The 17,355-nt window shown below is 69.2% G+C and carries 10 protein-coding genes; 5 read left to right on the forward strand and 5 right to left on the reverse strand.

The features are described from left to right. Positions 1-61: 61 nt before the first annotated feature. The gene (locus tag QNJ30_26570; GenBank protein MDJ0947031.1) at positions 62-1,840 is read right to left on the reverse strand and encodes an ATP-binding protein; all 1,779 of its coding nucleotides are present in this window, start codon (positions 1,838-1,840) and stop codon (positions 62-64) included. Between the two features lie 481 nt (positions 1,841-2,321). Between QNJ30_26570 and nhaC the strand changes: the two genes are divergently transcribed. Together nhaC and QNJ30_26580 are read left to right on the forward strand one after the other, a co-directional pair. After that, on the forward strand, positions 2,322-3,752 hold the full coding sequence (nhaC, locus tag QNJ30_26575) for a Na+/H+ antiporter NhaC (GenBank protein MDJ0947032.1): 1,431 nt from the start codon (positions 2,322-2,324) through the stop codon (positions 3,750-3,752). Positions 3,753-3,756: 4 nt separating this feature from the next. Next, positions 3,757-4,638 carry a transporter substrate-binding domain-containing protein gene (locus QNJ30_26580; protein MDJ0947033.1) on the forward strand — a complete coding sequence of 294 codons (882 nt, stop codon included), beginning with the start codon at positions 3,757-3,759 and terminating at the stop codon, positions 4,636-4,638. A 12-nt stretch (positions 4,639-4,650) separates the two neighbouring features. Here the strand turns inward: QNJ30_26580 and QNJ30_26585 are convergent, their stop codons facing one another. Next, a complete protein-coding gene (locus tag QNJ30_26585; protein MDJ0947034.1) occupies positions 4,651-7,833 on the reverse strand; it encodes an efflux RND transporter permease subunit in 3,183 nt (1,060 codons plus the stop codon). A 5-nt stretch (positions 7,834-7,838) separates the two neighbouring features. Further along, a complete protein-coding gene (locus tag QNJ30_26590) occupies positions 7,839-8,993 on the reverse strand; it encodes an efflux RND transporter periplasmic adaptor subunit (GenBank protein ID MDJ0947035.1) in 1,155 nt (384 codons plus the stop codon). A 124-nt stretch (positions 8,994-9,117) separates the two neighbouring features. Between QNJ30_26590 and QNJ30_26595 the strand changes: the two genes are divergently transcribed. Continuing rightward, positions 9,118-9,750: a TetR/AcrR family transcriptional regulator gene (locus QNJ30_26595; GenBank protein MDJ0947036.1), complete on the forward strand. Its 633-nt coding sequence runs from the start codon at positions 9,118-9,120 to the stop codon at positions 9,748-9,750. Between the two features lie 15 nt (positions 9,751-9,765). Here QNJ30_26595 and QNJ30_26600 read toward each other — a convergent pair whose 3' ends face one another. Further along, on the reverse strand, positions 9,766-13,743 hold the full coding sequence (locus QNJ30_26600; GenBank protein MDJ0947037.1) for an AsmA family protein: 3,978 nt from the start codon (positions 13,741-13,743) through the stop codon (positions 9,766-9,768). Positions 13,744-13,908: 165 nt separating this feature from the next. Here QNJ30_26600 and QNJ30_26605 point away from each other — a divergent pair, with 165 nt between their 5' ends. Then, positions 13,909-14,709: a DUF427 domain-containing protein gene (locus QNJ30_26605; protein MDJ0947038.1), complete on the forward strand. Its 801-nt coding sequence runs from the start codon at positions 13,909-13,911 to the stop codon at positions 14,707-14,709. A gap of 48 nt (positions 14,710-14,757) precedes the next feature. On the opposite strand, the gene QNJ30_26610 is transcribed toward QNJ30_26605, so the two are convergent. Further along, a complete protein-coding gene (locus QNJ30_26610; protein MDJ0947039.1) occupies positions 14,758-14,994 on the reverse strand; it encodes an MbcA/ParS/Xre antitoxin family protein in 237 nt (78 codons plus the stop codon). A gap of 252 nt (positions 14,995-15,246) precedes the next feature. On the opposite strand from QNJ30_26610, the gene QNJ30_26615 reads away from it, so the two are divergent. Then, a complete protein-coding gene (locus QNJ30_26615) occupies positions 15,247-17,133 on the forward strand; it encodes an adenylate/guanylate cyclase domain-containing protein (protein MDJ0947040.1) in 1,887 nt (628 codons plus the stop codon). Positions 17,134-17,355: the final 222 nt, after the last annotated feature.

Genomic DNA, 17,355 nt, shown 5'->3' on the forward strand with positions numbered 1-17,355 from the left:
CCACGTCCCGGCCGTCCGGGAGCGTCGCCACGGCCGGACAGCCCTGCTATTCGCTCGCCGATCAGGTCAGGGATTCGGAGTGCGGCGCGGGATGGCGGGGGAGAACCAGGACGAACTCCGTAAAGCGGTCTTCCTCGCTTTCGACCCCGAGACTGCCTCCGTGCTGATGCACGACCGTGTCATAGCTCAAGGACAAGCCGAGACCGGTTCCCTCGCCCGGGGGCTTGGTGGTGAAGAAGGGATCGAAGATGTTGTTGGCGACGTCCCCGGGAATTCCGGTGCCGTTGTCCCTCACGCGGATCTCAACCCTGTCACCGCAGTCCCGGGAGCTTACTCGGAGGACGGGCGCGTAGTCGCCCGAGGTCTCGAGGCGTTGTCGCTGGCGCATGGCGTAGATGCCGTTGCCGAAGAGGTTCAGCAGGACTCGGCTAATGTCCTGGACGGCTATGGTGATCGAGCCGGCCTTGGGGTCGAAATTGCGCTCCAAGGCGACGTTGCCTGATTGATCCTGAGCGCGCGCGCCGTGGTAGGCGAGTTTCAGGTTCTCTTCCAGGAAGGTGTTGACGTCGATGTCGCGCCGTTCGCTGCCTTCGTCGCGCGCGTGCTGCAGCATGTTTTTCACGATGCTGTCGGCCCGCCGGCCCTGTTCATCTATTGTAGCCATGTTCGCGGTCAGTGTGGAAACCAGATCGTCCAGATGGTTTCGCTGCTCTCCACTGAGCGCCTGGCGGGCCGGTTCGACGGCCTGCCTCAGCTCGTCGATCAGCTCGACGGAGACCTCCGCGAAGTTGTTGATGAAATTGAGCGGGTTCTTGATCTCGTGCGCGACACCGGCCGTCAACTGTCCGAGGGAGGCCATCTTCTCGGATACCACCAACTGCTGCTGGGTCCTGGTCAGTTTCGCCAGGGCTGTCTCGGCCTGCTCCTTGGCTTGCCGCAGCTCCGCCTCGGCCTGCTTGAGATGGGTGATGTCGTCACCCATCGGCACTATGAGAGTGACCTCGCCGTGCTCATCTCTGACAGGCGTCGCGCCAAAGTTGATGATGTGCGCGGTGCCGTCGGTCGCGTGGTGGGTCGCCAAGAATCGCACGCTCTCTCCATCGGCGGCTCGTTTCAGCGCCTGTTTGAGCTGAGCTTGGAGATCCGGATCATGCGTCCACCAGGGGCAGTCCCAGAAGGGGAGTCCCAACACGTCCTCTTCGCTGGCACCGATCATCGCTAGGGCGGCCGCGTTGATCTCGATGAGGGTTCCGTCCGGCTTTAGAAGCCCCTGAAGTTGGGAGCCGGTGTTCAACATAGCCTTCGCGCGCGCCTCGCTTTCGCGCAGCGCCTCTTCGGCCCGCCTGCGTTTGGCGACCTGCCGCCGCAAACGCCGGTTCCAGGCAAGGATGACCAGGATGACCACCGCAGCGGCGCCGATTCCTCCGGCCCAGCGCAACACCGAAGCGAGACCCTCGTCTTCTTGCGCGCTTAGGGAGACCGGGCGGACCAAGGTTCTCTTCTCTTCCTCCCGGGACACCGAGGCGAGGGCGCTATCCGGAATCCGCATCGGTTTCGGCATGCCCTGCGGCACGGAATGGGCCGGGTCGAACGCGCTTGGCAGCCGATCGGCTCGTCTCGAGGAGGTGGTGCCTTGCTCCGGGATGACGGGCCGATGGCCGACTCCTTCGGCTGCCATTCGATTGAAGCCGGCGGAAATCCCAAGCTGGGCGTCGTCGCGCGCGCGCGATTCAGACGGTGTCGGTCCGTCTTGGGCGAAGGCGGACCGAGAGGCCAATACCGCAGAGAGCATCGCGACCAGTCCGATGGCAGCGATCCAGCCCGCACAGAACAACTTCATGGAGTGTCCCTTCCGAGGTGTCCGTCGACATGGTCCATACACGGCTGGCTCTGCAGGCCCGAAAACAGTGTCCACCCTTTCCTGCCGGAACCGCAAAAAAACCAGGTTCGGCACATCTGCGAAGTTCTAGGCCACGACCGCAGCGTTCGGCGAGACCACGGAGACAAACATAGCATCGCCGCGCAGGGCAGCCAGGATTTGGGAGCCCGCGTCCTGGCCAGGTCGCGACGACGGTCACCGCGGGACAGGCGCCGGCAGCGTGAGGCCACAGTGCCGAGATCCCGGAACGCGGACTACAGAACCCTCGTCTTGGAGTCCGCCCTTCGCCGAACCCTTGACCGTCAACCTACATCCTTCGCCTAGGGCGCCGCTTGGTGCTAGCATCGTTCGCAACCGGAAAGGGCGAAGGGAACGCTCCCGGGCTTGGCGGCACGGAATGCCCACCCGGCGCTGAAGGTGATGACAGGGAGGTTGGCGGGCGATGCTCATCAGCAAGGAACAGCGCGAGCCCTATTTCTGGGAAGCGATCGTCTCGCTCGTCTCCCTGGTGATCGGCATCATGCTGTCGATCGTGGTCTACGGCACCGATCCGCACATCCCCATGCTGCTCGGCGTCCTGGTGGCGGGGCTGATCGGCACCCGGGCCGGCTACGCCTGGGAGGTCATCCAAGACGGCATGCTGAAAGGCATCGCCAACTCCCTCCAGGCGATCGTCATCCTGCTGATCATTGGCGTCCTGATCGGGGTCTGGATCGTCTCCGGCGTCGTGCCGTCCCTGCTGTACTACGGCCTGAAGACCCTCTCGCCGGAGATCTTTCTGCCGGCGGCCCTCATCATCTGCGCGGTCACCTCGCTAGCGACTGGGAGCTCCTGGGGCACGACGGGCACCATCGGCGTCGCCCTGATGGGCATCGGCGCCGGGCTCGGTTTTCCCCTGCCGCTGGTCGCCGGCGCCGTGCTCTCGGGCGCCTACTTCGGCGACAAGATGTCGCCGCTGTCCGACACGACCAACCTGGCGCCGGCCATGGCGGGGACCGACATCTACACCCACATCCGGCACATGACCTACACCTCGGGCACCGCCTTCGGCCTGACCCTGGTCATCGAGATCGTGCTCAGCTTCTTCTACGGCGGCGGCGAGGAGAACCTCGCTTCGGTCCAGGAGATCATCGCGACCCTGGAGCGCGACTTCACCGTCGGGCCCTGGCACATCATCCCGGCGCTCTTGGTGATCGTCTGCGCCTACCGCAAGTACCCGGCGATCCCCGGTCTGGTCGCCGGCGTGCTCTCGGCGGTCATCCTGGGATTCATCTTCGAAGGCGTCACCTATCCGCAGCTGCTGGAGGTGTCCTACGGCGGCTATGCCAGCAACACCGGCGTCGAGACCGTCGATTCCCTGCTCAGCAAGGGCGGCTTCACCTCGATGCTCTACGCAATCTCGATCGTGATCTGCGCGATGATGTTCGGCGGCATCATGGAGGAGACCCACCAGCTGAAAGTCATCGTCGACCGGATCCTGCGCCTGGCCACCTCCAGCTCCTCGCTGATCACATCGACCGTGCTGACCTGCCTGGGCGCCAACCTGGTGCTCTGCGACCAGTACATGGCGATCGTGATGGGCGGCCGGATGTACGCCCAGGCCTATCGCGACCGGGGCCTGCATGCCAAGAACCTGTCGCGGGCGGTGGAGGACAGCGCCACGGTGACCGCCAACCTGGTGCCCTGGAACTCCGGCGGCGCCTATCAGGCGGCGACCCTCGGCGTCGCTACCCTCGCCTACCTGCCCTTCAACTTCTTCTGCTGGCTATCGCCGGTCGTCACCCTGATCTTCGGCTGGATGGGCTGGACGATCGCGCCCGCGGAGGCGCCGAAGGCGCAGGAGGCGGCCACCAAGCCCGCACCCGCGGAGTAGGACGATGCCGAGACGCTTCACGATCGCGTTCGCGGTCCTGCTGCTGGGCCTCGCGCCGGCCCTATCGCCGCGCGCCCAGGACAAGGCGCTCGATCCCGACTCGACCCTGGCCGGCGTGCTGGACCGCGGGCGGCTCAGGGTCTGCTTCGAGGCCGGCTACCTGCCCTTCGAGATGATCGGCACCCGCTCGGGCCTGCGCGAGCGCAGCCTGCGCTCGGCCGACGAGCGCAAGGGCGGCCAGACGACCAGGTTCGGCGGCTTCGACATCGATCTGGCCCGGGAGATGGCGCGCGAGCTGGGCGTCGACTTCGTGCCGGTCAACACCCGCTGGACCAGCATCATCCCCTCGCTGACCCTGGGCCGCTGCGACATCATAATCAGCGGCATGTCGGTGACCGAGTGGCGCCGCCGCAAGGTCGACTTCTCCGAGCCCTACATGCAGGTCGGGCAGACGGTCCTCCTGAACGCCGAGCTGGCGGCACAGGTCACCGCCTACGTCGACCTGAACGATCCCCGCTACAAGGTCGCCTCGAAGCCCGGAACCACCGGCGAGGACGCGGTCCGGCGCCTGCTGCCCCAGGCCGACTACCGGCCCTTCGAGTCGGAGCTGGAAGCGGCGGAGGCCGTCGCCGAGGGCAAGGTCGACGCCCTGGTCTACGACCGGCCCTTCAACGCCACCTTCCTCGCGATGCGGGGCGGCGAGGGCCTGGTCTTTCTCGACGAGCCCTTTACCGAAGAAGCCATCGCCTTCGCGATCCGCAAGGAGGACCCGGACTTCCTGGCCTGGCTGAACGGCTTTCTGGAGAAGGTCCGGGCCGACGGCCGCTACGAGCGGCTGCGCCGCAAGTGGTTCGAATCGACCGAGTGGTTCGACCTCTACCGCTGACCCGCTGGAACCCTATTCCGCCGCCGCGACCAAGCCCGCCGCTTCGGCCCGGGGCAGCGCCGGCAGAGGCTCGTGCTCGAGGGTCACGACTTCCTCAGCCGCCGCGCGACGCCGCCTCCAGGCCCGCGCCATCAGGGCGAAGGCCGGAGGCACGAAGTAGAAGGACACCACCGAGGACAGCAGGACCCCGCCGGCGATCGCCATGGCGAAAGGCGGCCAGAAGCCGCCTCCGGCCAGGATCAGCGGCAGGAAGCCGCCGAAGGTGGTGATCGTGGTCGAGAAGATGTGCCGGCTCTGGGCCCCGACCGCCTCGGCAATCGCCGCCGTCTCGCCGGCCATGGCGGCCGGGTTCTTCTGCAGCGCGGTCAGAATGATGATCGCGGCGTTGATCGAGACGCCGATCGAGCCGATCACCCCGATCACCGCCATGATGCCGAAGGGGTACTGGAAGAGCGCCAGGGCCAGCAGGCTGAGCCCCATGGAGAGCACCGCGACCACGCCGACGATCGCCGAGAGCCCGAAGGAGTTGAAGGTGAGCACGATGGTCGCGACGGTCAGCGCGACGATGATGCCCGCCGCGGCCAGCATGTGGGTCAGGGTCTCGCTGCGGGCGTCGGCGTCGCCGCCGACCTCGAAGTGGTAGCCGTGCGGCAGGACGAGGCCGCTTTCGGCAATCTTTGCCCGCACCGTCTTCAGCGCCTCTTCCGGCAGGACCTGGCGGTGGGTGAAGCCCTGGATGGTGTTCACCCGCTCGCCGTTGCGCCGGAAGATCGGGCTCTCGGCCGGGACCAGGCGCAGCGAGCCCAGCGCGGCCAGCGGCACGCCGGGATAGGCGCCGGCCCGCGCCCGTTCCGCGGCGTCCGGGCCCAGGAGGTCGGTGCGGCGCAGCGCCTCGAAGGACTCGCGGCCAGCGGCGCCGACCCGCACCCGGACCGGCAGCTCCTCGCTGGCCTCCAGCAGCGAGCCGCCGAGGGCGCCCTCCAGGGTCGCCTCGAGCTGGCCCGCGATCGCTCCCATGTCGAGGCCCGAAAGCCGAGCCTTCTCCTCGTCGAGGTCGAGCGCCAGCTTCGGCGCGCCGCCGGTCAGCTGCGTCCGGGCCTGGAGGATTTCCGGCACCGAGACCATGACCGCGCGGACCTCCTCGCCGATCTCCCGCAGCACCTCGACGTCGGGGCCGAAGACCCGGATCTCGACCGGGGCGCTGACCGGCGGGCCCTGGACCAGGCCGCGCACGATGACCCGCGCCTGGGGGATCGCCCGGTCCAGGTCGCGCTGGAGCTCGGGCAGGATCCGCTCGGTCGCGGCCGGCGAGACGGTCGTGACCAGGGCCTCGGCGAAGCTCGATTCGGCGTCCTGGTCGGTGGTCATGTTGTAGTAGAAGGCCGGCGCGCTCTCGCCAATCACCCAGTGCAGCCGGCGGATCTCCGGGTAGCCGCGCAGGACCGCCTCGGCCCGGCGGGCGGCCCGCTCGGTCTCGGCGATCGCGGTCCCGTCCGGCAGCTTGACCTGGACATAGAACTGGTCGCGGTCGACCCCGGGGAAGAACTGCGCCTTCAGGGTCGGAAAGGCGCCGAAGCCGATGACCGGCAGGATCAGGGCGCCAAGCATGGCCAGCTTGGGGAAGCGCAGGGCGAGCGCCAGCGAGCGGCCGAAGGCGACACTGAGCCGGGGCAGCTGCAGCCCGCCGGCCAGGAGGCCGCCGCCCTCGCCGGAGGGCTTCAGGAACCAGCCCGAGAGCGCCGGGGTGATGGTCAGCGCCAGCGCCAGCGAGGCGAAGAGCATGATGATCACCGAGATCGCGATGGCGCCGACGAAGTCGCCCGGCGGCCCCGGCAGCAGCGCCATGGGCATGAAGGCCAGCGCCGTGGTCACGGTCGAGGCGAGCAGCGGCACCGCCAGGCGTCGCACCGCACCGCCGACTGCCTGCAGCCGCGCGGCGCCCCGGTCGAGCTTCTTGCGGATCTCGTCGGACATGACGATGCCGGCGTCGACCAGCAGGCCGAGGGCGACGATCAGGCCGGTCAGCGACATCTGGTGGACCGGGATTCCGATCGCCTGCAGCCCGGCGAGCGACATCAGGCTGGCGAGCGGCAGGATCGAGGCCACGATCAGCGCCGCGCGCCAGCCCAGGGTCACCAGCAGGACGGCCAGCACAAGGCCGGCGCCGATCAGGAGGTTGATGACGACGAAGGCCAGGCGGTCGGCGGTGTAGCCGCTCTGGTCGAAGAGCAGGCGATGCTCGAGGCCGGCCGGCAGCTCGGCCTCGAAGTCCTCCAGGATCGCGCGGACCCGGCCCATCCAGACGTCGACCTGGAGGTCGGCTTCCATCTTGGACGCGACGAGAATCGCCGGCACGCCGTCGGCGTAGGCCAGACTGGCCGCCGGCTCGCGGAAGGCCCTGGCCACGGTCGCGACGTCGGAGACCCGCAGGATCCGTCCGGCCGCGCCCTCGCGCAGCGGCACGTCGCGGATCCGCGCCAGCGAGGTGATCTCGCCGGTCACCTCGATCAGCAGGTCCTCCGCCGGACCGCGCAGCTGCCCGGCGCGCACCTTGCTGTCGGCCCGGGCGATGGCGGCCGACACCTCCGCCACGGTCAATCCGAGCGAGGCCAGCTTGCGCGGATCGATGGTGACCAGGATCTCCTCGTCCCGGGCGCCGTAGAGCTGAACCAGCTTGGTCCCCGAGAGCGTCCGCAGCCGGTCCTGGAGGATCTCGGCGTAGCGCCGGAGGATCGCCGGGTTGGCCGTCGTCCCGGGCCGGGCCGAGATCGCGCTGATCGCCGAGAAGGCGCCGGTGCGGTCGTCGTCGAAGCTCGGCTCGGGCACCCCGGCCGGGAAGTTGGCCGCGGCGTCGGCGATCGCGTCGCGCACCTCGGACCAGGTCTGCTCGATCTCGGCCTTCGAGAGGCTCCAGGCGAGCTCGACCCGGACGAAGGAGAGCCCGCTCCGCGAGGTCGACTCGATCTCCTTGATCTCGGGGATCTTCTTCAGCTCGTCCTCGACCTTCTCGGTGACCAGGGCCTCGACCCGCGCCGGGTCGGCGCCCGGGTAGGGCGTGACGACGGTCGCGAAGAGGTTGGAGATGGTCGGGTCCTCCTGGCGCCCGACCGTGAGCAGGGCCGAGGAGCCCGCGGCCAGGATCATCAGGACGGCCAGGGCGACGATCCGCCGGTTACGGAAGAACAGCGTCTCCACGGCGCCTACTCCCCGGCCGCCAGCGCGACCGCCTGGCCCGGGATGATCCGGTTGGTCCCGCCGAGCACGACCAGGGTGCCCGCGCCGATGGTCCCGCGCACGAAGGCGCGGCCGCCGTCCAGGTGCAGGATCTCCACCGCTTCCCGGGCGACCGTGGGCCTGCCGTCGCGCTCGACCACCGTCAGCACCGACCAGAGCCCCTTGCGGCCCTCGCTCAGCGCGGTCAGCGGCAGCCAGGCGCCGGCGCTCGGGACCCGGCGCGCGAGCAGCAGCTCGACGACCTCGCCGAAGGGCACCGCCTCGCCGCCGATCACCTCGAGCAGGACGGTGACCGTGCGGGTGCCGGTCTGGAGGTCGGGCCGCTTGGCGATCAGGCGGCCCTCCAGAGCGCGCCCGTCCGCATCCAGGGGGTAGAGCCGGCCGGTCTCAAGTCCCTTCGCCGCCTCGACCGAGACTCCGACCCGCAGCTGCCGGGCGCCGGCCTCCAGGAGCTCGACCACCGGCGTGCCGGCCGCGACCACCGCGCCCTCGTCGACCGAGCGGGCGGCGATGCGGCCGGCGTAGGGTGCCGTCAGGACCGACTTGCCGATGTCGACCTCGACCGAGGCGATGGCGGCGTCGATCCGCTCGATCGCCGCGGCGATCTCGGCCAGGCCGAAGCGGGCCTCGTCATGGCGCTGCTCGGTCTGCCAGCCCTTGGTGGCCAGGGCTTCCTGGCGCTCCAGGGTCGCCTCGGCCAGGGCTTCCTGGGCCTGCAGCTCGCGCCGCTGGGCGCGCAGCCGGTCCCGTTCGGCCTCGAGCTTGGCCGTGTCCAGGCGGGCGACGACCTCGCCCCGCGCCACCCGGTCGCCTTCCTCGAAGAGCACCGCCAGGACCAGGCCGGCGCGTTCGAAGGCGAGCCGGGTCTCCCGGGCCGGCTCCAGGCGGCCGGCGAAGCGCTCGGTGACCCGGTAGCCGTCGTCCAGGCGGATCGGCCGCGCCTCGACCCTGACCGGGGGGTTGGCCGCCACCGCCGGCTCGGCCGCCGCCCGCAGGTGCAGGGCGGCGATGCCCCCGCCCATGAGGCCGAGGAAGCCGAGGCCGGTCAGCCCCAGCAGGACCCCCCGCCTGAGCGCCCCTGCGCCTCGCTCCGGTCTTGCGGCGTTTCCCGGCCCGGTCATCTCGCGTATCCTCGTGAACGGTCTTGAATGATGTTACCTTCGCTAACATATGTTAGTCTCGTTAACTTGGCAAGGGCAAGTTAGCCAAGCTAACATTCTTTCTACCGGCGAAACGGGGATTTGGATGAGGGCATCCGGCCAAACCGGAGCGGCGGCGGCACGCCAGAAGGCCAGGTACCACCATGGCGACCTGCGCGAGGCCCTGATCGCCGCGGCCTACCAGCTGGTCAGCGAGGCCGGTGCGGACGGCTTCTCGCTGGCCGACGCCTGCCGCCGCGCCGGGGTCTCGACCGCGGCGCCCTACCGCCACTTCAAGGACCGGGAGGAGCTGCTGGCCGAGGTCACGGCGCGCGGCTTCGGCGCTCTGACCGTCGACACCAAGGCCGCCGTCGAGGCCGAGGACGAGGGCAGCCTGGCCTCCATCGTCGCCATGGGCCGGGCCTACGTCGCCTTCGCGGCGGCGCAGCCCGGCCTGTTCCGTCTGATGTTCGGCCAGCCGCACCTGATGGGCGAGTTCCCGAAGGTCTCCGAGACCGGCGGCGAATGCTTCGGCTACGTGATCGCGCAGGTCCGGAAATACTGCGTCGCCCACGGGGTCGAGCGGGACGCCAACGAGATCGCGATCAAGCTCTGGACCTTCGTGCACGGCGCGTCGTCGCTGCTGATCGACGGCAAGTACGAGAAGGTGACGCCCGGGCTCGACGTGACCGAGATGATCGTCGGCGCCACCCCTCTGCTGGTCGGCCACCGGGACTGAAGCCGGAAACAAGCCTCAGCGCGGCGCCGCGTCGCCCCAGGCGTCCCGGCAGGCCTGCTCGCCGTCGGCCGGGGCGTCCTTCGTGAAGACCCACTCGAAGGGCACGACCACCGGGCTGGTGATCATGCGGAAGACCGTGCCGGCGACGGCCCCGGTCGAGACCCCGAGCTCGAAGTCCTCGAGGCGGCCCCGGACCCGGATCGGCGTCTGGGCGCTGAACATCTCCGGCCGCTTGGACCGCGGTGCGGCGCGGAAGTCGATGCTGTTCTTCTTGAAGTCGATGGTCCCGTCGGCGGAGGCCTGGATGCGCGAGGTGTCGACCAGCAGGGCGGTCGGGCGCATGACCCCGTCCTCGAGCCGGAAGCGGCCGACCAGGCAGTTGACCTTCGAGACCTCGGAGTCCAGCGACGGCAGGACCGAGGTGAAGAGGTTGACCGCCCAGAGGTCGAAGAGCTCGGCGTTCAGGTCCTTCGGCCAGACCGCGAAGTCGATGTGTCCCTCGGCCCCGCCCATGACCTCGGCCAGCTCCGGCCCTCGGGTTCTGACGTCGACGTCGAGGTTGAGCAGGCCGCCGGTCGTCGAGTCCGGATCGATGCGACGGGCCAGGACGCCGTAGTCGAAGCCGTCGACCTTGGCCCGCGCCTCCAGGCTGATGTCGTTTTCGCTCGGCTCCAGGGCGAAGCCGACCTCGATCTTGCCGCCGGGCACCTCCACCGTGATCGGCTCGACGGTCAGCCGGCCGTCCTGCAGGCCGGCCTCAAGCCGTCCGCTGCCCAGACGGTCCTGGCCGGAGAGCACCTCCTGCACCTCGACCGCGAGCGCCGCGTCGAGGCTGCGCAGGACCTGCGGCGAGAGCAGCTCCGCGACCTCCGTGTCGGCGGCGGCCTCGGGCACCGCGCTTTCCCCCGGCTCGGCGCCGCCGTCGCCCGGCGACCAGTCGCCGGTCTCGAAGTCGTCGAGCTGGATCACCGGGGCGGCGAAGGCGAGGTCCAGGCGGGGCCGGCCGCCCGTGGTGTCGAGATCGAGCTTTCCGGTCAGGGTGCTGCCGCCCACCCCGAGCTCGAGGTCCTCTATGTAGTAGCCGGTCTCCCGGCTGCCGAAGGCGCCGGACAGCCGGTAGGGGCCCCAGGGCGGCAGTGAGACCCGCAGCAGCTCGTCGAAGTCGCTGGCCCGCGCGCCGGAGAAATCCAGCTCGAAGCGCAGGTTCTGGGCCGCGACCGGCAGCGGCGTGGTGCCGGTGAACCGGAGCTCGGCCTTCGCCAGCTTGGCCGTCAGGGTCGCGCTCAAGCTCGTCTTGGGGCCGGCGAAGCTGGCCAGGCTGTCGGTCCGGATGCCGATCTTGACCGGCGTTTGGTCGATGCGGGCGTCCAGGGCCAGGGTGATCGGCTCGTCGACCCGGGCCTCGATCCGGCCTTCCGGGATCCGAAGCTCGAGCGTGCCCTCGGTGTTGGGGTCGCGGAGCCGCCAGAGGCCGTTGCTGAGGCCGGCCGAGAACTCCGAGCGTTCCAGGATCCCGCGCAGGGTCGCGCCGCGCAGCGCCAGGCTCAGTTCGAAGAGGCCGGCAGTCAGCTCCAGCCCCTGCGCGACGTCGAGCTGGGCCAGAACGTCGCCCACGTTGACGTCGCTCGAGCGAAGGTCGAGGCCGAAGGCGGGGACCTCGCCCCTCAGGTCGGCGGAGAGGCTGCCTTCGACGGCGGCCTCGGCGAAGACCGCCCGCAGCGGCGCCCCGGCCACGTAGCCGTCCCGGATCTGGGAGGAAAAGGCGATCTCGGTGAGGTCCTGGGGATCCGCCACGACGCGCTCGATCGTCACCTCGATATCGGAATCGGCCAGCTCGATGCCCTGCGGCAGGACCGGCACGTCGATGGCGAAGCCTTCCTCTTGATCCTCGGCGCCGGCGGCCTCGGGGTCTTCGGGAAAGAGATCGCCCAGTTCCGCCAAGTCCAGGGTGCCGACGGCAAGCTCGATGACGGTGATCGGCGTCTCGCCCTCCTGCCGGCTGCCGACGCTGCCTCGGAAGCCGCTGTCGCCGATCCGCCCCTCGTCGATACGGATGCGCAGATCGGCGTCGGCGCGGGTCACCTTGCCCCTCAGGGCATAGGCGCCCTCGGCCTCGGGCGCCACACCGAGCCAGCGCGACAGCTCGCCGATGCGGTCGCCGGCGATCGAGAAGTCGACATCGGCGACCGGCTCGTCCCTGAGGCCGCCCAGCGTTCCGCTGAGCCGCAGCTCCGCGCCGGCCCCGGTCGCGGTGAGGTCGAGGGGCCAGTTGCGCTCGACGAAGTTCTCGACGAAGGTGCCGCCGTCAAGTTCCAGCGAGAAGGGCTCCCTCAAAAGGGAGCCCGCGGCGGTAATCCGGGACTCCCCTGCAGCGGCGAAGAGGATGTCGAAGCGGTCGAGGGTGAAGTCGACCGGCTGCTCGCCCGCGTCGTGGCCGTAGGACAGCGCCGCCCCGGCGATGGCGACGCGCAGTTCCGTGGTCTCGACGAGCGCGCGGATCGTCTCGCCCCGCGCCGAGACCGCCAGCTCGGCGACTTCGAAGGCGCCCTCGATCCCCTCGGCGCGGGTCAGGAGGGCCAGCAGCCCGCCGATCTCGCTCTCCTGCGCCGCCAGGGACACCTGAACCTTCGGTTCGTCGCCGTCGGGCGCCAGCCGGATTTCGCCCTTGAAGGGGACTTCGGCGACGGTCGCGCTCAAGGGCCCGGTCAGCTGACCCTCAGACACCGCGACCCGGAACGACGCTTCGCGCACGCCGATCTGACTGTTGACCACCTCCCCGACGGTCAGGGTGAAATCCGCATCGACGTTCGCCAGCGGCGCCAGGGTCAGGATTCTGTCGTCGATATCGACCGGCTCGTCGGTCTCGGCCGCGTCCTCCGCTTCGGACCCCGCCTGCTGCCCCGCCGCGAGGGCGGCGCTCAGGGGCCCGGCGTCGATCCGCGGGATGTCGATCGAACCCTGGACCCGGGGCCGCGGTCCCGAGGTGTCGACCTCGAGCGCGCCGGAGAAAGCCGTGCGCACCAGCCGGCCCTCGAGATCCCCAAGCGTGAAAGCGCCGTCGGACTCGACCAGGCGGCCGCGCAGGTCGAAGCCGCCGATCTCCGGCAGCTCGTTGCCGAGGATCACCTCGAGCTCCTTCATTTCAGGCACGGCCAAGGCGAAGTCGAGGGCCAGGCCGCGGCCGCGCAGCGGCTCCGCGATCTCGCCGGTGACGGTGAGGTTGGTGCCGACGGCCGCCGCTGAGACATCGAGCTGCCAGGGCGCCTCGCCGTCGAAGAGCGAGGCGAGGTCGCCCCCCGTGAGGGTCACCGCGTAGGGCACCTTCTGCACCGCACCCTGGACATAGAGCTGCAGCGGCTGCCCGGTCTCCGCGCTCCCCGAAACCTCGTTGAGCTTGAGCGCGTAGCTCTGCCCGGCCGCGGCGTCGCGGTAGTTCACCGCGATGTCGGTGAGCGAAAGGTCCTGCAGCTCGATGAACTGCAGGGCCGGCGACGCCCTCTCCGCCGCCGGCTGCGGATCGTCCCCCGACGCCCTCACCGGCCAGTTGGGCGCGCCTTGGGCGTCGGTCTCGAGGTTCACCGTCAGGCCCTCGACGGCGATCTCCTGGATCCGCACCTCGCCGCGCAGCAGCGGCAGGACGCCGAGCTGCGCGCGGGCGAGGTCCAGCCGGAGGAAGTCCGCCTCCTGCCAGTCGCCCGGGTTGTCGATGTGGACCCCTTCGACCTGCACGGTCGGCCAGAGCGTCGCCACCAGCGCCACCGGGCCGTCGATGGTGACCTTGCGCTCCAGGGTCGCCGAGGTGGCACTCTCGATCCGGCCGCGCAGGGCCGATAGGTCGATCGTAATGCCGAGAACGATCAAGATCGCCACGCTGAACAGAAAGGCGGCCAGAGGCACGCCAAGGATCCAGGATGTCCAGCGCAGCGCCCGGCCAAAGGAACGGGCCCGCCGCTCCGTCGCTTGCCGGCCGGTCTCCGTCTCCTGGCCCGTCATCGCCCCTCCGCCCGGGTGATCGCCGTGAAGCCCTTTGCGTCCTTCAAGATTGCTACCACGGCCCGGCCGCGCGGGGTTAGGCTATTCGACCGAGCGCGAAACGGCTGCGCGCGATCCGCGGCCCGACACGAGTTTGAACCGAAAGACAACACGGAGGGACGCGCGATGACGGCCGAAACCGAGACCGACAACAAGGCGCCGGGCTTCGCCAGGCATCCCGGCTACGCGATCCGCTTCGAGCCCTGCGCCAAGCGCCTCAGGGTGGTCTTCGGCGGCGAGACCGCCGCCGACACCACGGCGGTGCGTCTGCTGCACGAGACCCGGCACCTGCCGGTCTACTACTTCCCGCGCGACGACGTGCGGATGGACCTGCTGACCGCCACGGAGCACCGAAGCTACTGCCCCTTCAAGGGCGAGGCCGGCTACTGGACGGTCGCAGCCGGCGGCCGGAGCGCCGAGAACGCGGTCTGGAGCTATCCCGCGCCCTACGACGAGGTCGCCGGGATCGCGGGCTACCTCGCCTTCTATTGGGACAAGATGGACCACTGGTACGAGGAGGACGAGGAGGTCTTCGTCCACGCCCGCGACCCCTATGTCCGGGTCGACGTGCTGGACTGCGCCCGGCCGCTGCGGGTGGTGCTGGGCGGCGAGACGGTGGCCGAGACCCGCCGCGCCCGGATCCTTTTCGAGACCGGCCTGCCGCCGCGCTACTACATTCCGCGCGAAGACCTCCGTGCCGAGCTGCTGCCCTCCGGGACCGAGACCGCCTGCCCCTACAAGGGCCGCGCCAGGTACCACGGCGTCAGGGCCGGCGAGGAGGTCTTCGAGGACATCGTCTGGTATTACCCCGACCCGCTGCCCGAGAGCAGACGCATCAAGGACCGCCTCTGCTTCTTCAACGAGAAGGTCGACGCCATCCTCCTCGACGGCGCCGAGGTCCCGAAACCCAAGACCAAGTGGTCCTGAGCTCCGGTCTCGATGGTGCCGCCTGTACCACCAACCGCTCGCCGATGCCTAAGATCGCGGTCGATCTCGACGCGGACGGTGGTCGGCGGGCAGGGGAGGCTTGCCGACGAACCATTTGAGCTGCTTCTCGACCTTCGCGATCCCTTCCGCGGTCTTCAGGGCTTCCAAGGGCGATCGGCCGTCGAGAAGGCGCGTCGGCGACTTCAGCCACCGCTCCGCCCGTTCGACATCCCGAAGCGCCCGCACGGCTCTGACGGTCAGCCTGCCGTAGGTCTTGACGTGCACAGCGTGCTCTCTTTGCAAAGAAAGTTATGCTAAAGGGGATATGCTTCAGGCGTATGTCGGTTTTGTGATTTGCGGGACCAGGCGCCGAATTTCCTCCCCCTCGCGCCCGGGCAGACCCCTTCGAAGGCATGAACGAACACGCGGCCTGCGGCCCGAAGCCTGACCGGTCGACACCGGAATTGCCGAGGACCACCGGCGCGCCTAGACTCTCCCTCGGTCGTTCTTTCGTCTCCCGGCAAGGGAAACATCGGAATGGAGCGCCGCCTCGCCGCAATCCTCGCCGCCGACGTGGTCGGCTACAGCCGGCTGATGGAGGCCGACGAGGAGGGGACGGTGCGGGCGCTGAACGCCTGCCGAAAGATCGTTGACGGGCTGGTCCTGGACCATCGCGGCCGGGTCTTCGGCAGCGCCGGCGACAGCGTGATCGCCGAGTTTCCGAGCCCGGTCGAGGCGGTGTGCTGCGCCGTCGACATCCAAGGCGCGCTCGAAGAGCGCAATGCCGACCTGCCCGAGAACCGCTGCCTGCGCCTGCGCATCGGCATCAACCTCGCTGACGTGGTCGTCGAGGGTGACGACCTTCTCGGCGAAGGCGTGAACATCGCGGCGCGGCTCGAAGCCCTGGCCGACGTCGGCGGCATCTTCATCTCGCGCCCGGTCCTCGACCAGATCAAGACCAAGCCGCTCGATCTGGGATACGAGTATCTGGGCGAACACCAGGTCAAGAACATCGCCGAGCCCGTCGCGGTATACCGCGTCCTGACGGCACCGGAGGCGGCCGGCAGGATCACCGGCGAAAAGAGGCCCGCCATACGGGCCAGGAAATGGGCGGCCGTCGCGGCCGCCTCGGCCGGGCTCCTCGGCCTCGCAGTCACGGTCGCCTGGCTGAAGCTGTGGGACCCGGCGGGCGGACCGGCCTCGATGGAAAGGATGGCCTTTCCGCTTCCCGACAAGCCCTCCATCGCCGTGCTGCCCTTCGACAATCTGAGCGGCGAGGCCGGCCAGGACCACGTGGCGGACGGCCTGACGGAAGACATCACCACCGCTCTGTCGCAGGTCTCCAGCCTCTTCGTGATCGCCCGCAATTCGAGCTCGGTCTACCGCGAAGCGCCCGCGCGGGTGCAGCAGGTGGCCGAGGAACTGGGGGTCCGCTACGTGCTCGAAGGCAGCGTCCGGACCTCGGGCGACCGGATCCGGATCACCGCCCAGCTGATCGACGCCTTGAGCGGAAACCACCTCTGGGCGGAACGCTACGACCGTGGCTACGAGAAGATTTTCGAGCTGCAGGACGAGATCACGGACAGGATCGTCGTGGCCCTGCGCGTAGAGCTCACCGAAGGCGAAGAAGCCCGGGTCCACCGGGTCCACACCCGCAGCATCGAAGCCTGGAACCTGGTGAGCCGGGGGCGGGAGCACCTCTCTCACGCGAACAAGACCAACAACCTCGCCGCCCGCCGCTTGTTCGAGGCGGCCATCGAGATCGATCGCAGGTACGCTCTGGCCCACGCGCTCCTCGCCGCGACCCATTGGCTGGATGCCTTCCACGGCTGGAGCGATGACCGGGCCCGCTCGATTCGGCAAGCCTCGCTCCTGGCCGAGCGCGCGCGGAACCTCGACGACGCCTTGCCCGACGTCTACGCGGTGCAAGGCGTTATCCACCTGCTCAAGAGGGAGTTCGAAAAGGCCATCGAGGCCGGTGAGAAATCCGTCGCCTACAACCCGAACCACGCGACCAACACGGCGCTCCTGGCCATGTGTCTACACTACGCCGGTCGTCCGGAAGAGGCGGTTCGGATGTACAAGACGGCGATGCGGCTCAGCCCCTACTATCCAGACTGGTTTCTCGAAGAACTGGCCTTCACCTACCTCGACGCGACGCGGCCGGAGGAGGCGTTGCTCGCCTTCGAGAAATACCTGGAACGGAAGCCTTCTGCGAACCACGCCGCTCATGCCCACATCGGCAGGGCACTCGCCCACCACGCGCTTGGCCAAGACGACGAAGCCCGGGCGGAAATCGCCATGGCCATCGGCGCCGACGCCGGAATCTCGGTGACCAAGTTCGGCCATCTCTCGCTCCACAAGGATGCGGCGGGCCTGAAGCGAGGGCTTGCCGCCCTACGCCGGCTTGGGCTGCCCGAGTGAACGAACTGAGTCTCGGGTTGGCGCAAACCCGAACCTCTTGCGGACCCGCGAAAGACCTATCCGGATCAGATGCCTCCGCGTCACACCACCCCCTCCACGAAGGCCGCCGTGCTGTGGGAGGCCTTCAACCGTAGCGGCAGGATCTCCTGGTATTCGAGGGAGTGGTAGAAGGTCCGTGCCGCGTCCAGGTTGTCGAACTCGATGATCACCAGGCGCGGGATG

The sequence above is a fragment of the Kiloniellales bacterium genome (assembly GCA_030066685.1).
Classification (GTDB): Bacteria; Pseudomonadota; Alphaproteobacteria; order Kiloniellales; family JAKSBE01; genus JAKSBE01.